The organism is Streptomyces sp. NPDC050743 (genome assembly GCF_044456925.1).
Classification (GTDB): Bacteria; Actinomycetota; Actinomycetes; order Streptomycetales; family Streptomycetaceae; genus Streptomyces.
Window position 1 is genome coordinate 314,851 of sequence record NZ_JBITGJ010000002.1, and the last position, 14,468, is coordinate 329,318.

Here is a 14,468-nt window from a genome sequence, read left to right on the forward strand (position 1 = left end):
TTCGACGCAGAGGTACGACGCATGAGTACGACGACTCCACCGCCCCTCACCGGTCTGCGGGTGCTGGACCTCGCGACCCTCTTCGCCGGCCCGCTGGCCGCCACGCTGCTCGGCGACTTCGGCGCCGAGGTCATCAAGGTCGAGCATCCGCGCCGGCCCGACCCCTCCCGTGGGCACGGCCCGGCCAAGGACGGCGTCGGCCTGTGGTGGAAGGTGCTCGGCCGCAACAAGCGGACCATCACCCTGGACCTGTCCACCCCCGGCGGCCGTACCACCCTGCTCCGGCTCGCCGCCACCGCCGACATCGTGATCGAGAACTTCCGCCCGGGCACCCTGGAGAAGTGGGATCTGGGCTGGGCGGAACTGGCGGCCGCCAACCCCCGGCTGGTCCTCGCCCGGGTGACGGCCTTCGGTCAGTTCGGGCCGTACGCCCACCGCGCCGGCTTCGGCACGCTCGCCGAGGCGATGAGCGGCTTCGCCGCGATCACCGGCGAACCGGACGCGCCGCCCACGCTCCCGCCCTTCGGGCTCGCGGACTCGGTCGCGGGCCTGGCGACCGCCTACGCCGTGCTCACCGCGCTGGCCGCACGGGAGCGCACCGGCGCCGGGCAGGTCGTCGACATGGCGATCATCGAGCCGATCCTGTCGGTCCTCGGCCCCCACCCCACCTGGTACGACCAGCTCGGCCACGTCCAGGAACGCACCGGAAACCGGTCCGCGAACAACGCCCCGCGCAACACCTACCGCACCGCGGACGGCCACTGGGTCGCCGTCTCCACCTCCGCGCAGTCGGTCGCGGAGCGGGTGATGCGCCTGGTGGGCCGCCCGGAGCTGATCGGGGAACCGTGGTTCGCCACCGGCGCGGACCGCGCCGCCCACGCCGACGTCCTGGACGAGGCGGTCGGCTCCTGGATCGCCGCCCGCACCCGCGCCGAGGTCCTCGCGGCCTTCGAGAAGGCGGAGGCGGCCGTGGCCCCGGTCCAGGACGTCCGGGACGTCCTGGCCGACCCCCAGTACCAGGCGCTGCACACGGTCACCACCGTCGACGACCCCGAGCTGGGCCCCCTGCGCATGCAGAACGTCCTGTTCCGGCTCTCCGCGACGCCCGGCGCGATCCGCTGGGCCGGCCGCCCTCACGGCGCCGACACCGAGGCCGTGCTCACCGAGCTGGGCCTCACCCCCGGCGAACTGCGCGCCCTGCGCGAGGAGGGCGCGCTGTGACCCCGCACCCCCTCACCTGGCTCTACGTCCCCGGCGACCGCCCGCCCGTGGTGGCCAAGGCGCTGGCCGCGGGCGCCGACGTGGTGGTGATCGACCTGGAGGACGCCGTCGCGCCGGACCGCAAGGAGTACGCCCGCGCGGCCACGGCCGAGCTCCTCACCGGACCCCCGCCGGTCCCGGTCCACGTCCGTGTCAACGCCCTGGACAGCCCCTGGTCCGCCGGCGATCTGGCCACCCTGGCCGCACTTCCCGGACTGGCGGGCCTGCGGCTGCCCAAGGTGACCGCCCCGGCCGAGATCAGACAGGTCGCCACCGCCACCCCCGTGCCGCTGTACGCCCTGCTGGAGTCGGCCCTCGGCATCGAGCACGCCTACGCCATCGCCACCGCCCACCCCGCCCTGCGGGGCATCGCCGTCGGCGAGGCGGATCTGCGGGCCGACCTGGGGGTACGGGCCGACGCGGGCCTCGACTGGCCGCGCTCCCGGGTGGTCGTCGCCGCCCGCGCGGCGGGCCTCGCCCCGCCGCCGCAGTCGGTGCACCCCGACATCCGGGACCTGGACGGCCTCGCCGCCTCCTGCGCCCACGGCCGTTCCCTCGGCTTCCTGGGCCGCGCCGCCATCCATCCCCGGCAGCTCCCGGTGATCGAACGGGCCTACCTTCCGACCCCGGCAGAGATCGAACACGCCGAGACGATCATCAAGGCGGCCGCGGCGAAAGAGGGCGCCCAGGCCCTGCCCGACGGCCGCTTCATCGACGCGGCGGTGGTCACGATGGCCCAGCGGACCCTGTCACTGGCCCGCAGAGACTGACCCCGCACCGCCACGAGGTGCCCACACGCATCGAGGGCGCCCGAACAGCTTCGGGCGCCCTCGATGTCGTAGAACAGACGGTCAGCTCTTCTTGGTCGCCGACCCGGCCTCGTCCTTCGCCTCGGCGACATCCGCGGCCTTCGCGGCCTTGGTGGCTTCCACGGCCTCCGGCTCGGCCTTGTCCTCGGCCTCGGCCTCGTCGGCGCCTTCCGTACCGTCGGCCGAACCGTCGGGGATACCCGGCTCGACGACGGCTTCCCTGCCGGGCCGCTTCTTCGACGACACCACGATGTACGTCACCGCCAGCAGGAACACGATCAGCGCGGTCCAGTCGTTCAGGCGGAGGCCCAGGATGTGGTGCGCGTCGTCCACGCGCATGTACTCGATCCAGCCCCGGCCCACGCAGTAGGCCGCGACGTAGAGGGCGAACGCCCGGCCGTGGCCGAGCTTGAAGCGGCGGTCGGCCCAGATGACCAGGAGAGCCACGCCGATGCACCACAGGGACTCGTACAGGAAGGTCGGGTGGTAGTAGCCCGGCACCCGGCCGCCCTCGGAGGACGTGATGTGCAGCGCCCAGGGAACATGCGTCTCACGGCCGTACAGCTCCTGGTTGAACCAGTTGCCCCAGCGGCCGATGGCCTGCGCGAACGCGATGCCGGGCGCGACGGCGTCGGCGTACGCCGGCATCGGGATGCCCCGGCGCCGCGCGCCGATCCAGGCGCCGAGCGCGCCGAGCGCGATCGCGCCCCAGATGCCCAGGCCGCCCTGCCACACCTTGAAGGCGTCGACCCAGTCACGGCCCGGGCTGAAGTACAGCTCGTAGTCCGTGATCACGTGGTAGAGCCGGCCGCCGACCAGACCGAACGGCACAGCCCAGACCGCGATGTCGGCGACCGTGCCGGGCCGCCCGCCGCGGGCGATCCATCGCTTGTTGCCGAGCCAGACAGCGACGAAGACGCCGATGATGATGCAGAAGGCGTAGCCGCGCAGCGGAATGGGGCCGAGGTGCAGCACCCCGTGCGACGGGCTGGGAATGTAGGCAAGTTCCATGGCAAGTCCGACGCTACCCTGCCGGGCCGTGGTGACGGCAAGCAGCCCGGCTACGGGTGCATAACGGGGGCGTGAGAAATCCGGGCGGCGGAAGGAAGATCCTTACCCGCGGTTGGCCGCCTCCACCATCTGCTTGAGCTTGGCCGGGGTCATGCCCTGCTGCTGGTGGATGCTCTTGCCGTCGAGCAGGACCGTGGGCGTGGAGTTGAGGCCGCTGGTCTGGAAGGCCTTGTGGGACTTGTCGACCCAGCTGTCGTGGGTGCCGTCCTTGACGCACTTCTGGAAGGCGGGGGTGTCCAGGCCGCCGACCTTGCCGGCCAGGTCGATCAGCTTGGCGTTGTCCGCGAAGGCGTCGTCGGTCTCCTTGGGCTGGTTGGCGTACAGCACGTCGTGGTAGTCGCGGAACTTTCCGGCGTCCTGGGCGCAGGCCGCCGCGTTGGCGCCGCGCAGGGAGCCGGTGCCGCGGAGGTTGCCGTCGATCAGCCGGACCAGGTGGTACTCGATTCTGAGTTTGCCCGAGTCGACCAGTTCATGGAGGGTCGGGCGGTAGGCGACCTCGAAGGCCTGGCAGGCCGGGCAGCGGACGTCCTCCCAGACGGTGAGCGTCGACTTGGCGCCGTCCTTGCCGACCGGGATGGCGAGGCTGTCCTTGCCCTGCGCGCCCGAGGGCACCACGACCGGGCCCGCCTTCTCGCTGCTCTTGTTCTTGCCGGCGTTCGCGGCGAGCACGCCGATCACCGCCGCGAGGCCCAGGACGCAGACGATGCTCGCGCCCACGATCAGCGTGCGCCTTCGCTTGTCCGCGGCCTTCTGCTTCTCACGCTCGACCGCCAGCCGCTCCCGGGCGGTGCGCTTTCCGTCACGGTTCTTCTCGCTCACACCCCCAGAACGAACCGGGGAGGCGCAGCGCGCCTCCCCGGTTCCAGGTCCACTCGTTCGAGTGACCGAATGTTCTGACGGGGGTGTTCTGATAGGGAAAGTGACCTGCGGTTACGCCTGTTCGCGCACGCCCTTCGCCAGCTCCCCGGCCAGCTCGCGGACCGCCTCCACGCCGGCCGTGTGGTCGGGCGCGTCCAGCATCCGCTTCACGAAGGCCGAGCCGACGATGACGCCGTCGGCGAAGCCGGCGACCTCGGCGGCCTGAGCGCGGTTGGAGACGCCGAGTCCGACGCAGACGGGCAGCTCGGTGCCGGTGGCGCGGGTGCGCTCGACCAGGTTCCGGGCCTGGGCGCCGACGGATTCGCGGGTGCCGGTGACGCCCATCAGCGAGGCCGCGTAGACGAAGCCGCTGCCCGCCCCGGTGATCTGGGCGAGCCGCTCGTCCTTGCTGCTCGGCGCCACCACGAACACGGTCGCGAGGCCGTGCTTCTCGGCGTGCTCCCGCCACAGCGCCGACTCCTGGACGGGCAGGTCGGGCAGGATGCAGCCCGCACCGCCCGCCTCGGCCAGCTCGGCGGTGAACCGCTCGACGCCGTAGCGGTCGATGGGGTTCCAGTACGTCATGACCAGCACGGGCTTGCCGGTCGCCGCGTACACCTCGCGGACCGTGCGCATCACATCGGCGATCTTGACCCCGCCGCGCAGGGCGATGTCGTCGGCGGTCTGGATGACCGGGCCGTCGAGGACGGGGTCGCTGTGCGGCAGGCCCACCTCCACGACATCCGCCCCGCCGTCGAAGACGGCCTTGATCGCCTCGATGCCGCCGTCCACGGTCGGGAACCCGGCCGGGAGGTAGGCGATGAGCGCGGACCGGCCCTCGGCCTTGGCGGCGGCCAGGGTGTCCGACAGCAGCTGGATCTTCCCGCTCACTTGGCGTCCCCCTCGATCTCGGCGGTGTCGGCTTCGTCGGCGGCCACCTCGGCGTCGGTGTCGTACAGGCCGAAGTAGCGGGCGGCGGTGTCCATGTCCTTGTCGCCGCGGCCGGACAGGTTGACGACGATCAGGCCGTCCTTGCCCAGCTCCCTGCCGACCTCCAGGGCGCCGGCGAGGGCGTGGGCGCTCTCGATGGCCGGGATGATGCCCTCGGTGCGGGACAGCAGACGCAGCGCCTGCATGGCCGCGTCGTCGGTGATCGCGCGGTACTCGCCGCGGCCGGAGTCCTTGAGGTAGGAGTGCTCCGGGCCGATGCCCGGGTAGTCCAGGCCGGCGGAGATGGAGTACGGCTCGGTGATCTGGCCCTCGTCGTCCTGCAGGACGTACGAGCGGGAACCGTGCAGGATGCCCGGCTCGCCCGCGGTCAGGGTGGCCGCGTGCTCGCCGGTCTCGATGCCGTGCCCGGCGGGCTCGCAGCCGATGAGCCGGACGCCCTCGTCGGGGATGAAGGCGTGGAAGAGGCCGATGGCGTTGGAGCCGCCGCCGACGCAGGCGACCGCGGCGTCGGGCAGGCGCCCCGCGCGCTCCAGGAGCTGGCGGCGGGCCTCCACGCCGATCACGCGGTGGAAGTCGCGGACCATGGCCGGGAAGGGGTGCGGGCCGGCGACCGTACCGAACAGGTAGTGGGTGTGGTCGACGTTCGCCACCCAGTCGCGGAACGCCTCGTTGATGGCGTCCTTGAGCGTACGGCTGCCGGACTTCACCGCGACGACCTCGGCGCCGAGCATGCGCATGCGGGCCACGTTCAGGGCCTGGCGCCTGGTGTCGACCTCGCCCATGTAGATGGTGCAGTCGAGGCCGAACAGGGCACAGGCGGTCGCGGTCGCGACGCCGTGCTGACCGGCGCCGGTCTCCGCGATCACGCGGGTCTTGCCCATCCGCTTGGTGAGCAGCGCCTGGCCGAGGACGTTGTTGATCTTGTGGGAGCCGGTGTGGTTGAGGTCCTCGCGCTTGAGGAACACGCGAGCGCCGCCGGCGTGTTCGGCGAAGCGGGGGACCTCGGTGAGGGAGCTGGGGCGGCCGGTGTAGTGGACCATCAGGTCGTCGAGCTCTCGGGCGAACTCGGGGTCGTGCTTGGCCTTGTCGTACTCGACGGCGACCTCGTCCACGGCGGCGACGAGGGCCTCCGGGATGAACTTGCCGCCGAACGCGCCGAAGTAGCCTTCGGCGCTGGGGACTTGCCCCTCCGGCGCGGGGTGGAAGAAGTTGCTGGGCATGCCGAAACCTCACGGTGAGTGCGTGGAAGAACACTATTCGCCGTGGGGGCGGAGCTTGTCGTACGACCTCAGGCCGTCTGTGGCTGGTCGCGCCCACGCGACGCAGTCGCATAGTCGGATACAGCCCCGCGCCCCTTTGGGGCGCGCTGCCATCGACGTCCGTTTACCTGCCCAGGTTCGTCACCGATGACGTATCGCACGCGACGGCCGTGGACACGCCGGGCCGGGGCGCGGCAGCCCCTCGGGCGGCAGCCGCGCGCCAGGCGGGCGTACCGGTCCACGGTCGTCACGGTGAGAGTCATCGGGATCAGCCTACCGGGTGATCAGCTCCGGCCGTGCCGCAGCGCGGGATGTTCGCCCGCTGCGACCAGGTCGGCGACGGCGGTCTTGGGGTCGCGCCCGGTGACCAGGGACTCGCCGACCAGGACCGCGTCGGCGCCGGCGTTGGCGTAGGCGATCAGGTCGTGCGGGCCGCGGACACCGGATTCGGCGACCTTGACCAGGTGGTCCGGGATCTCCGGCGCGACCCGCTCGAACGTGCCGCGGTCGACCTCCAGCGTCTTCAGGTTGCGCGCGTTGACACCGATGACCTTGGCGCCCGCGTCCACGGCCCGCTCGACCTCGTCCTCGTCGTGCACCTCGACGAGCGGGGTGAGTCCGATCGACACCGCGCGCTCGATCAGCGACTCCAGGGCCGGCTGGTCCAGGGCGGCCACGATCAGCAGCGCGAGGTCGGCGCCGTACGCCCGGGCCTCCCACAGCTGGTACGAGGTGACGATGAAGTCCTTGCGCAGCACCGGGATGTCCACGCGCGCGCGGACGGCCTCCAGGTCGGCCAGCGAGCCGCCGAAGCGGCGCTGTTCGGTGAGGACGGAGATGACGGCCGCGCCGCCCGCCTCGTAGTCCGCGGCCAGCCCGGCCGGGTCGGCGATCGCCGCCAGCGCGCCCTTGGAGGGGCTGGAGCGCTTGACCTCGCAGATCACCTTGACGCCGTCGCCCTTGAGCGCGGCCACCCCGTCCTTGGCGGCGGGAGCCTTGGCCGCGCGCTCCTTGAGCTCGTCGAGGCTGACGCGTGCCTGCCGCTCCGCGAGGTCGGCACGGACTCCGTCGATGATCTCGTCGAGCACACTCACGCGAGCGGCCCCCTTTCCTGACGGTGGTTCCTTCAGGTTTTGAAAACCCGTGGTCACTGCGATGGTATCCGCAGGAGCGCGGAGCCCTCGCATCCGGTGGACACCGGTCCCACTACCTGGACCTTCCCGATGTGATCAAGGGTGCAGCCAGCCACCCGACGGCAGGTTCCGGACAGCCGCGAACACCAGCACCAAGGCGCCGATCGCCCACAGGTGCCCCGGCCGCGGGTCCAGCCGCAGCGGCCGGCCGCGCACGGACTGGACCACCCATACGGTCCACAGCACCGCGAAGCCCAGGTAGGCGGCCACGCCCAGCGCGTTGTCGCGCAGCGCGGTGAGCAGGTCGCCGTGGACGAAGGCGTGCGCGCTGCGCAGTCCGCCGCAGCCGGGGCAGTACAGGCCGGTGAGCCGGTACAGCGGGCAGACCGGATAGTGGCCGGGTTCGTTCGGGTCGACCGCGCCCACGTACGCGAAGGCCCCGGCGACGGCCGCGAGGAGCCCCGCCGGGACGGCGAGGCGCCGCAACGGCGGGCTGACCGGGACGTGAGGGGTCACGGGCGGGAACGGACGGCTCTCGGCGTTCACCTCAGCATTGTCTCCGGCGCGCGGGCACCGCGCGCGCTGGTCCGCCCCTCCTGAACCAAGAAAGGCGGCCAGCACCTTGTGCAGGTGCGGGCCGCCCCTCGGGAAAACCGTCGGCTCAGCTCTCGACGCCGGCCGGCTCACGGGTGGTGAGGGGGGCGCCGCTCATCTTGAGAGGGGCCTGCTTCGCGCCGAGGCCCATGGCGCGCATGATGCCACCGACCACCGCGCCGCCGAGGATGAGCACCATGCCGGCCCAGAAGCCGATCGGCTGGGCCATCACCATGAAGGCGCCCGCGACGCAGAAACCGATGAAGGAAATGATGACACCGGTCCAGGCGGCCGGGGTGTGACCGTGGCCGTGGCTGCTGCCCGCCATGTCTGTGCTCCTCGTTGCTGTGTACGTGTCCCAGGAGAGCGGCGTACGTCTCGTACGGCTCCGAGCCCGACCGTCACTGTCGTCACTGTCCGAGCCGGACGCTCGTCGTCCATTGTCCCGTACGAGCACGCGTGCCGGGCGCGGGGGTGGCGTCTGTTTCGCCACACCGGGGCCGTCGGCCGGCGGCTCAGGCCCCGGTGGGGTCCTCGCCGCGGTCCAGGGCCTTCCAGATCTCCTCCGGCCGTTCCGGGTCGACCGGGCGGGCCTTGCGGCGCGGACGGTCGGCGCCGCGCTCGTAGCGGCCGGACATGGCGGGCCACCGGCTGCCGTAGCGCAGCGCCAGCAGGCCGGCCAGCAGGATCAGCAGGCCGCCGGCGGCCGCGACGTAGGGCCAGCCGGTGTGGCTGAGCGCGGCGACGGTGGCGGAGGTGTCGCCGCTGGCCTGGGCGGCCTGCTCGTCCAGCGCGGAGCTGTCGGAGGCGCCGATGAGCGCGGCGGCGACGATGCCGGCGCCGGACAGCGCGAGCAGCCCGGCGACGACGAACCGGCCGGCCCTGCGGACGGCGAAGACGGCGACGAGCGCGGCGAGGCCCACTATGGCGAGGGCCGCCGGGACGCCCGTGACGTCGCTGCCCTTGGCGTTCAGCGGGAACGGGCCGCCGGCCACCGTCGCGGTGCCCTCGGCCCAGCGCTGCCGGGTCGCGAGCAGCGCCACGGCCGCGCCGAGCGCGCCGCACAGGAGGGCCACGGCGAGGCTCCGCCGGTCGGACCGGACGGGCGCGGCGGCTTCGGTACGAGGGTGAGGTACGGCAGTCACGTACTCCACTATCGCCTGAACCCCGGGCGAACCGTCACCCGGGTCCGTCAAGCCATGGGCGGGTCGAATCTCGGCCATGATCCGCTCACGAACGGCACATGAACGTCCCAGGAACCGCAAAGGAACGTTCTCCCTTCAACATCCATCTTGTTGACGTGGCCCCGCCATCCGTACGTTCTGCGCCACCACGGCACGACACCACGCGCCGTGGTGGCACTCGCGCACCCCCCACAGCCCTTCCCGATCCACCCCACCTCGTGGAGGACGTACGTTGCGCAGAACCGCTTCGCTCGCCGCCGTGGCCACGCTCGCCACGGCCGCCCTCGCCCTGGCCGCCCCGCTCGGCCAGGCGGCCCAGTCCACCGCCTCCCCGTCCCACGGTGTCAGCGTCGCGCATGCCTGCGCCGCCCCGACGAAGGGAGAGATGGCCTGCAACGCCCTCAAGGTCACCGCGGGCACCCCGAAGTCGGCGCACGCGGAGAGCGATCTGACCGCGGCCGCCGCACCCTCCGGCTACGGCCCCGCCTCGCTGCAGGCGGCGTACAACCTGCCCTCCGCGAGCGGCGGTTCGGGCCGGACGGTGGCGATCGTCGACGCCTACGACGACCCGAACGCCGAGTCCGACCTCGCCGTCTACCGCTCCCAGTACGGCCTGCCCGCCTGCACCACCGCCAACGGCTGCTTCCAGAAGGTGGACCAGAACGGCGGCACCAAGTACCCGCGCGGCAACTCCGGCTGGGCCGAGGAGATCTCCCTCGACCTCGACATGGTCAGCGCGGCCTGCCCGAACTGCAAGATCCTGCTGGTGGAGGCCAGTTCGGCCAGCATGACCAACCTGGGCACGGCCGTGAACACCGCCGTCCGCCTCGGCGCGAAGTTCGTTTCCAACAGCTACGGCGGCTCCGAGTCCTCCAGCGACGCGACGTACGACTCCTCGTACTTCAACCACCCGGGTGTCGCCATCACCGTCTCCTCCGGTGACAACGGCTACGGCGTCGAGTACCCGGCGGCGTCGAAGTACGTGACGGCGGTGGGTGGTACGTCCCTGAAGACGGCCTCCAACTCCCGCGGCTGGACCGACACGGTGTGGAGCGGAGCCGGCTCCGGCTGCTCCGCCTACGACGCCAAGCCCAGCTGGCAGAAGGACTCCGGCTGCGCGAACCGTACGGTCGCGGACGTCTCGGCGGTCGCCGACCCCAACACCGGGGTCGCGGTGTACGACACGTACGCCCAGGGCAGCGGCTGGATGGTCTTCGGCGGCACCAGCGCCTCCGCCCCGCTGATCGCGGCGACCTACGCGCTGGCCGGCACCCCGTCCGCCGGCTCCTCCCCGGCGTCCTTCCCGTACGCGCACACCTCGGCGCTGAACGACGTCACCAGCGGCTCCAACGGCAGCTGCGGCGGCTCGTACCTGTGCACCGGCACCGCCGGGTACGACGGGCCGACCGGGCTCGGCACCCCGAACGGCACCGCCGCGTTCACCGGCTGAACTCTCCTATGAGCTGAGCCTGTTGGCCGTGTGCACCGCGCGGAGGACCGCCGCCGCCTTGTTGCGGCACTCCTGGTCCTCCGCCACCGGGTCGGAGTCGGCGACGATGCCGGCTCCGGCCTGCACGTATGCCGTGCCGTCCCGGAGCAGCGCCGTACGGATGGCGATCGCGGTGTCGGAGTCGCCCGCGAAGTCCAGATAGCCGACACAGCCGCCGTACAGGCCGCGCCGGGACGGCTCCAGTTCGTCGATGATCTGCATCGCGCGGGGCTTGGGGGCGCCGGAGAGGGTGCCCGCCGGGAAGCAGGCGGTGAGCACGTCGAAGGCGGTGCGGCCCTCGGCCACCCGGCCGGTGACCGTCGAGACGATGTGCATCACGTGCGAGTAGCGCTCGATGGACATGAAGTCGACCACCTCGACCGAGCCGGGCTCGCAGACCCGGCCCAGGTCGTTGCGGCCGAGGTCCACCAGCATCAGGTGCTCGGCGCGCTCCTTGGGGTCGGCCATCAGTTCCTCGGCGAGGGCCTGGTCCTCCTGCGGGGTGGTGCCGCGGGGCCGGGTGCCGGCGATGGGGTGGACCATCGCCCGCCCGTCCTCGACCTTCACCAGGGCCTCGGGGGACGAGCCGACGACGTCGAAGCCGTCGAAGCGGAACAGGTACATGTACGGGGACGGGTTGGTGGCCCGCAGCACCCGGTAGACGTCCAGCGCGCTCGCCGTGCACGGGGTCTCGAAGCGCTGGGAGGGCACGACCTGGAAGGCCTCGCCCGCGCGGATGCGCTCCTTGACGTCCTCGACGGCGACCTGGAAGTCGGGGCCACCCCACAGCGCGGTGTACTCGGGCAGTTCGGAGGGCGGCAGGACGGCCGGGGGCTGGGCGACCGCGCGCGTGAGGTCGGCCTCCATGGCGTCGAGCCTGGCCACGGCGTCGGCGTAGGCCTCGTCCACACCGGTGTCGAGGTCGTTGTGGTTGATCGCGTTGGCGATCAGCAGGACCGAGCCCTCCCAGTGGTCCATGACGGCGAGGTCGCTGGTCAGGAGCATGGTCAGCTCGGGCAGCCGCAGGTCGTCGCGCTCACCGGGGCCGATCTTCTCCAGGCGGCGGACGATGTCGTAGCCCAGATAGCCGACCATGCCGCCGGTGAAGGGCGGCAGGCCTTCCTGCTGCGGGGTGTGCAGGGCCTGGAGCGTGGCGCGCAGGGCCTTCAGGGGGTCGCCGTCGACCGGGACGCCGACCGGCGGGGTGCCGAGCCAGTGCGCCTGTCCGTCGCGTTCCGTCAGCGTCCCGGCGGACCGGACGCCGACGAAGGAGTACCGGGACCAGGAGCGGCCGTTCTCCGCGGACTCCAGCAGGAAGGTGCCGGGGCGCTCGGCGGCCAGTTTGCGGTACAGCGCGACCGGCGTGTCGCCGTCGGCGAGGAGCTTGCGCGTCACCGGGATGACGCGCCGGTCGGTGGCGAGCTTGCGGAAGGTCTCGAGGTCCATGGCGGCCGACCTTACTGATCAGATGCCGGAACGGCGGAATCGGCGTCGGTGTCGGCGCCCTTCAGGAGCACGTCCTCGTCGAAGCAGGTGCGCGCGCCGGTGTGGCAGGCCGCGCCCACCTGGTCGACCTTGACCAGGACGGTGTCGGCGTCGCAGTCGAGCGCGACCGACTTCACCCACTGGACGTGGCCCGAGGTGTCGCCCTTGACCCAGTACTCCCGGCGGCTGCGCGACCAGTAGGTGCAGCGGCCGGTGGTCAGCGTGCGGTGCAGGGCCTCGTCGTCCATCCAGCCGAGCATGAGCACCTCACCGGTGTCGTACTGCTGGGCGATGGCGGGCAGGAGGCCGTCCGCGCTGCGCTTGAGGCGGGCGGCGATCTCCGGGTCGAGGCTGCTGGGCCGGGGAGTCCCGGTCGTACTGGTCATGGGTGCCATTGTGCCGCGCGGGTACGACAACGCCGGTGCCGTGTCCACTGCGCGGACTGACCGCCTGGTCGTAGGCTGACACCATGTCGACCTTCGCCAAGCGTGAACGGCTCCTGCTCGCCGACCTCTTGGAAACCGTCGGTCCGGACGCCGAGACCCTCTGCGAGGGCTGGCGGACCCGGGACCTGGCCGCGCATGTCATCGTGCGCGAGCGCCGCCCGGACGCGGCCGGGGGCACGCTGATCAAGCAGCTCGCGCCGCGCCTGGAGAAGGTGATGGCCGAGTACACCGCGAAGCCGTACGAGGAGCTGATCCAGCTGATCCGTACCGGCCCCCCGCGCTTCTCCCCGTTCCAGCTCAAGCAGATCGACGAGGCGGCCAACATCGTCGAGTTCTACGTCCACACCGAGGACGTGCGCCGGGCCCAGCCGGACTGGAGCCCGCGCGAGCTGGACCCCGTCTTCCAGGACGCCCTGTGGTCCCGGCTGGAGCGCACCGCGCGGCTGGTGGCCCGCGGTGTGCCGACGGGTCTGGTGCTGCGCCGCCCGGACGGGCAGACGGCGGTGGCGCACCGGGGCGCGCCGGTGGTGACGGTGACCGGCGAGCCGTCGGAGCTGCTGATGTTCGTGTTCGGGCGGCAGAACGCGGCCGAGGTGGAGGTCGAGGGCGAGACGGACGCGATCACCAAGCTGACCGAGTCCAGGCAGCTGGGCATCTGAGCCTGGGGCGGGCCGGTGGAGGTCAGCCCCCCGGGAGTTCCGCGCGCCGCAGGGCCGGTACGGCGAGGGCGACGACCCCGCCGAGGCCGCAGACGCCGGCGCTGACGACGTAGACCGGCCCGAGACCCCAGGCACCGATCGCGGCCGCCGCGAGCGGCATGCTGAGCGGGGTCAGACCGAGGCTGATCAGACTGGCGACGGCGGTGACCCGGCCCAGGTAGGCGGGGTCGGACCGGGTCTGCAGCAGGGCCCCGCACAGGGCGCCGCTGAGCCCGGCGAGCAGGCCGACGAGCAGGGCCACGCCGACGGCGGCGCCGAGCGTGGGGACGAAGGCGAGGGCGCCGATGGCCACGGCCCCCGCGGCGCACGCCGACCCGGTGACGAGTCCCGCGCGCGGCAGCCGCCCCCGGACCGTGAGCAGCAGCGCGGAGGCCCCGGCCCCGACCCCGAACCCGGCCAGCACCCAGCCCATGCCGGAGGCGCCCCAGCCGCGCCGGTCGGCGAGCAGGGTCAGACCGACGTTCAGCGGGCCGACGAAGCCGAGGTCGCCGAGGGCGATGGCCAGCATCAGCGGGGCGAGGACGCGGTGACGGCGGATGTAGTGCAGACCGGCGCGCAGGTCGCTCCAGGCGGTTCCGGCCACCTCGGGCGTGTCGTCCTTCGGCAGGTCCCGCACGCGTACGGAGACCAGCAGCGGCACGGACACGGCGATGAGCAGCCCGGCGAGGGCGAACGCGGCCGGAGCACCGCCGACGGCCACGCCGAGCCCGCCGAGCGGGGCGCCGGCCACGCCGGCGAACCGGATCGCGAGGCCGCGCATCCCCTGGACCCGGGCGAGCTGGCCCTTCTCGGTGAGACGGGCCGGCAGGGCGCCCACGGCGGGCATGAACACGGCGTCGACCGTGCCGAAGACCAGCGCCAGCAGGGCGAGCGGCCACAGTCCCGGCCTGGTGAGGAACAGCAGGGCGGCCACGGCGAGGACGGCCGCGCAGCGCACGGCGTCGCTGCCGATCACGACCCGGCGCGGGCCGAACCGGTCGGCGATCACTCCGCCGCCGAGCATCAGCACGGCCCGGGGCAGCGCGCTCGCGGACATCACGAGCCCGGCCTGCGCGGGCGTTCCGGCCTGTACGGCGGCCCAGGACAGGGCGAGGTAGTACACGCTGTCGCCGAGCATCGAGGAGGTGTAGGCGGCGAGCCAGCGCAGGACGTTGGGGTCGCGGTGGGCCTGCGGCGCGGTCACCGGCGGTGTGAGCGTGGCGGTCACGGG

The 14,468-nt window shown here is 72.6% G+C and carries 16 protein-coding genes; 4 read left to right on the forward strand and 12 right to left on the reverse strand.

Translation table 11 applies throughout. The features are described from left to right. The first annotated feature begins 21 nt into the window (after window positions 1-21). Both ACIBJF_RS03855 and ACIBJF_RS03860 read left to right on the forward strand, forming a co-directional pair. Complete coding sequence (locus tag ACIBJF_RS03855; RefSeq protein ID WP_399172060.1) at window positions 22-1,221, forward strand: CaiB/BaiF CoA transferase family protein; 1,200 nt, start codon at window positions 22-24, stop codon at window positions 1,219-1,221. Further along, window positions 1,218-2,030 carry an HpcH/HpaI aldolase/citrate lyase family protein gene (locus ACIBJF_RS03860; RefSeq protein ID WP_399172061.1) on the forward strand — a complete coding sequence of 271 codons (813 nt, stop codon included), beginning with the start codon at window positions 1,218-1,220 and terminating at the stop codon, window positions 2,028-2,030. The genes ACIBJF_RS03855 and ACIBJF_RS03860 overlap by 4 nt, the downstream gene beginning before the upstream one ends. Window positions 2,031-2,111: 81 nt before the next feature. On the opposite strand, the gene lgt is transcribed toward ACIBJF_RS03860, so the two are convergent. The 9 genes from lgt to ACIBJF_RS03905 all read right to left on the reverse strand — a co-directional run bounded on the left by lgt (window position 2,112) and on the right by ACIBJF_RS03905 (window position 9,089). Beyond that, window positions 2,112-3,080, reverse strand: coding sequence for a prolipoprotein diacylglyceryl transferase (gene lgt / locus ACIBJF_RS03865; RefSeq protein WP_399172062.1), 969 nt, complete (start codon window positions 3,078-3,080; stop codon window positions 2,112-2,114). Window positions 3,081-3,182: 102 nt separating this feature from the next. Next, window positions 3,183-3,959, reverse strand: coding sequence for a DsbA family protein (locus tag ACIBJF_RS03870; protein ID WP_399172063.1), 777 nt, complete (start codon window positions 3,957-3,959; stop codon window positions 3,183-3,185). 111 nt (window positions 3,960-4,070) lie between these two features. Then, on the reverse strand, window positions 4,071-4,889 hold the full coding sequence (gene trpA, locus ACIBJF_RS03875; protein WP_399172064.1) for a tryptophan synthase subunit alpha: 819 nt from the start codon (window positions 4,887-4,889) through the stop codon (window positions 4,071-4,073). Then, window positions 4,886-6,169, reverse strand: coding sequence for a tryptophan synthase subunit beta (gene trpB, locus ACIBJF_RS03880; RefSeq protein WP_399172065.1), 1,284 nt, complete (start codon window positions 6,167-6,169; stop codon window positions 4,886-4,888). The genes trpA and trpB overlap by 4 nt, the downstream gene beginning before the upstream one ends. A 68-nt stretch (window positions 6,170-6,237) precedes the next feature. Beyond that, the gene (trpM, locus tag ACIBJF_RS03885; RefSeq protein ID WP_399172066.1) at window positions 6,238-6,471 is read right to left on the reverse strand and encodes a tryptophan biosynthesis modulator TrpM; all 234 of its coding nucleotides are present in this window, start codon (window positions 6,469-6,471) and stop codon (window positions 6,238-6,240) included. A 21-nt stretch (window positions 6,472-6,492) separates the two neighbouring features. Further along, window positions 6,493-7,302: an indole-3-glycerol phosphate synthase TrpC gene (gene trpC / locus ACIBJF_RS03890; RefSeq protein WP_323375029.1), complete on the reverse strand. Its 810-nt coding sequence runs from the start codon at window positions 7,300-7,302 to the stop codon at window positions 6,493-6,495. 135 nt (window positions 7,303-7,437) lie between these two features. After that, entirely contained in the window at window positions 7,438-7,887 is a 450-nt protein-coding gene (locus ACIBJF_RS03895; RefSeq protein ID WP_399172067.1) for a DUF2752 domain-containing protein, read from the reverse strand. A 115-nt stretch (window positions 7,888-8,002) separates the two neighbouring features. After that, window positions 8,003-8,263 carry an HGxxPAAW family protein gene (locus tag ACIBJF_RS03900; protein WP_399172068.1) on the reverse strand — a complete coding sequence of 87 codons (261 nt, stop codon included), beginning with the start codon at window positions 8,261-8,263 and terminating at the stop codon, window positions 8,003-8,005. Window positions 8,264-8,450: 187 nt separating this feature from the next. Continuing rightward, the gene (locus ACIBJF_RS03905) at window positions 8,451-9,089 is read right to left on the reverse strand and encodes a TIGR02234 family membrane protein (protein ID WP_399172069.1); all 639 of its coding nucleotides are present in this window, start codon (window positions 9,087-9,089) and stop codon (window positions 8,451-8,453) included. Window positions 9,090-9,351: 262 nt separating this feature from the next. Here ACIBJF_RS03905 and ACIBJF_RS03910 point away from each other — a divergent pair, with 262 nt between their 5' ends. Further along, the gene (locus ACIBJF_RS03910; protein WP_399172070.1) at window positions 9,352-10,569 is read left to right on the forward strand and encodes a peptidase S8; all 1,218 of its coding nucleotides are present in this window, start codon (window positions 9,352-9,354) and stop codon (window positions 10,567-10,569) included. A 6-nt stretch (window positions 10,570-10,575) separates the two neighbouring features. Here ACIBJF_RS03910 and ACIBJF_RS03915 read toward each other — a convergent pair whose 3' ends face one another. Together ACIBJF_RS03915 and hisI are read right to left on the reverse strand one after the other, a co-directional pair. After that, window positions 10,576-12,054 (reverse strand): anthranilate synthase component I, encoded by a 1,479-nt coding sequence (locus ACIBJF_RS03915; RefSeq protein ID WP_399172072.1) that lies wholly within the window; start codon window positions 12,052-12,054, stop codon window positions 10,576-10,578. Window positions 12,055-12,065: 11 nt separating this feature from the next. Then, window positions 12,066-12,479 carry a phosphoribosyl-AMP cyclohydrolase gene (hisI, locus tag ACIBJF_RS03920; RefSeq protein WP_399172074.1) on the reverse strand — a complete coding sequence of 138 codons (414 nt, stop codon included), beginning with the start codon at window positions 12,477-12,479 and terminating at the stop codon, window positions 12,066-12,068. 83 nt (window positions 12,480-12,562) lie between these two features. Between hisI and ACIBJF_RS03925 the strand changes: the two genes are divergently transcribed. Beyond that, window positions 12,563-13,198, forward strand: coding sequence for a TIGR03085 family metal-binding protein (locus tag ACIBJF_RS03925; protein WP_399172075.1), 636 nt, complete (start codon window positions 12,563-12,565; stop codon window positions 13,196-13,198). A gap of 22 nt (window positions 13,199-13,220) precedes the next feature. Here ACIBJF_RS03925 and ACIBJF_RS03930 read toward each other — a convergent pair whose 3' ends face one another. Next, a complete protein-coding gene (locus ACIBJF_RS03930; protein WP_399172076.1) occupies window positions 13,221-14,465 on the reverse strand; it encodes an MFS transporter in 1,245 nt (414 codons plus the stop codon). Window positions 14,466-14,468: the final 3 nt, after the last annotated feature.

Excerpts from the sequence above, each read along its gene's own strand:
- trpB (WP_399172065.1), bottom strand. The coding sequence starts at position 6,169 with ATGCCCAGCAACTTCTTCCACCCCGCGCCGGAGGGGCAAGTCCCCAGC.
- lgt (WP_399172062.1), bottom strand. The coding sequence starts at position 3,080 with ATGGAACTTGCCTACATTCCCAGCCCGTCGCACGGGGTGCTGCACCTC.
- ACIBJF_RS03900 (WP_399172068.1), bottom strand. The coding sequence starts at position 8,263 with ATGGCGGGCAGCAGCCACGGCCACGGTCACACCCCGGCCGCCTGGACC.
- ACIBJF_RS03915 (WP_399172072.1), bottom strand. The coding sequence starts at position 12,054 with ATGGACCTCGAGACCTTCCGCAAGCTCGCCACCGACCGGCGCGTCATC.
- ACIBJF_RS03855 (WP_399172060.1), top strand. The coding sequence starts at position 22 with ATGAGTACGACGACTCCACCGCCCCTCACCGGTCTGCGGGTGCTGGAC.
- hisI (WP_399172074.1), bottom strand. The coding sequence starts at position 12,479 with ATGACCAGTACGACCGGGACTCCCCGGCCCAGCAGCCTCGACCCGGAG.
- trpM (WP_399172066.1), bottom strand. The coding sequence starts at position 6,471 with ATGACTCTCACCGTGACGACCGTGGACCGGTACGCCCGCCTGGCGCGC.
- ACIBJF_RS03925 (WP_399172075.1), top strand. The coding sequence starts at position 12,563 with ATGTCGACCTTCGCCAAGCGTGAACGGCTCCTGCTCGCCGACCTCTTG.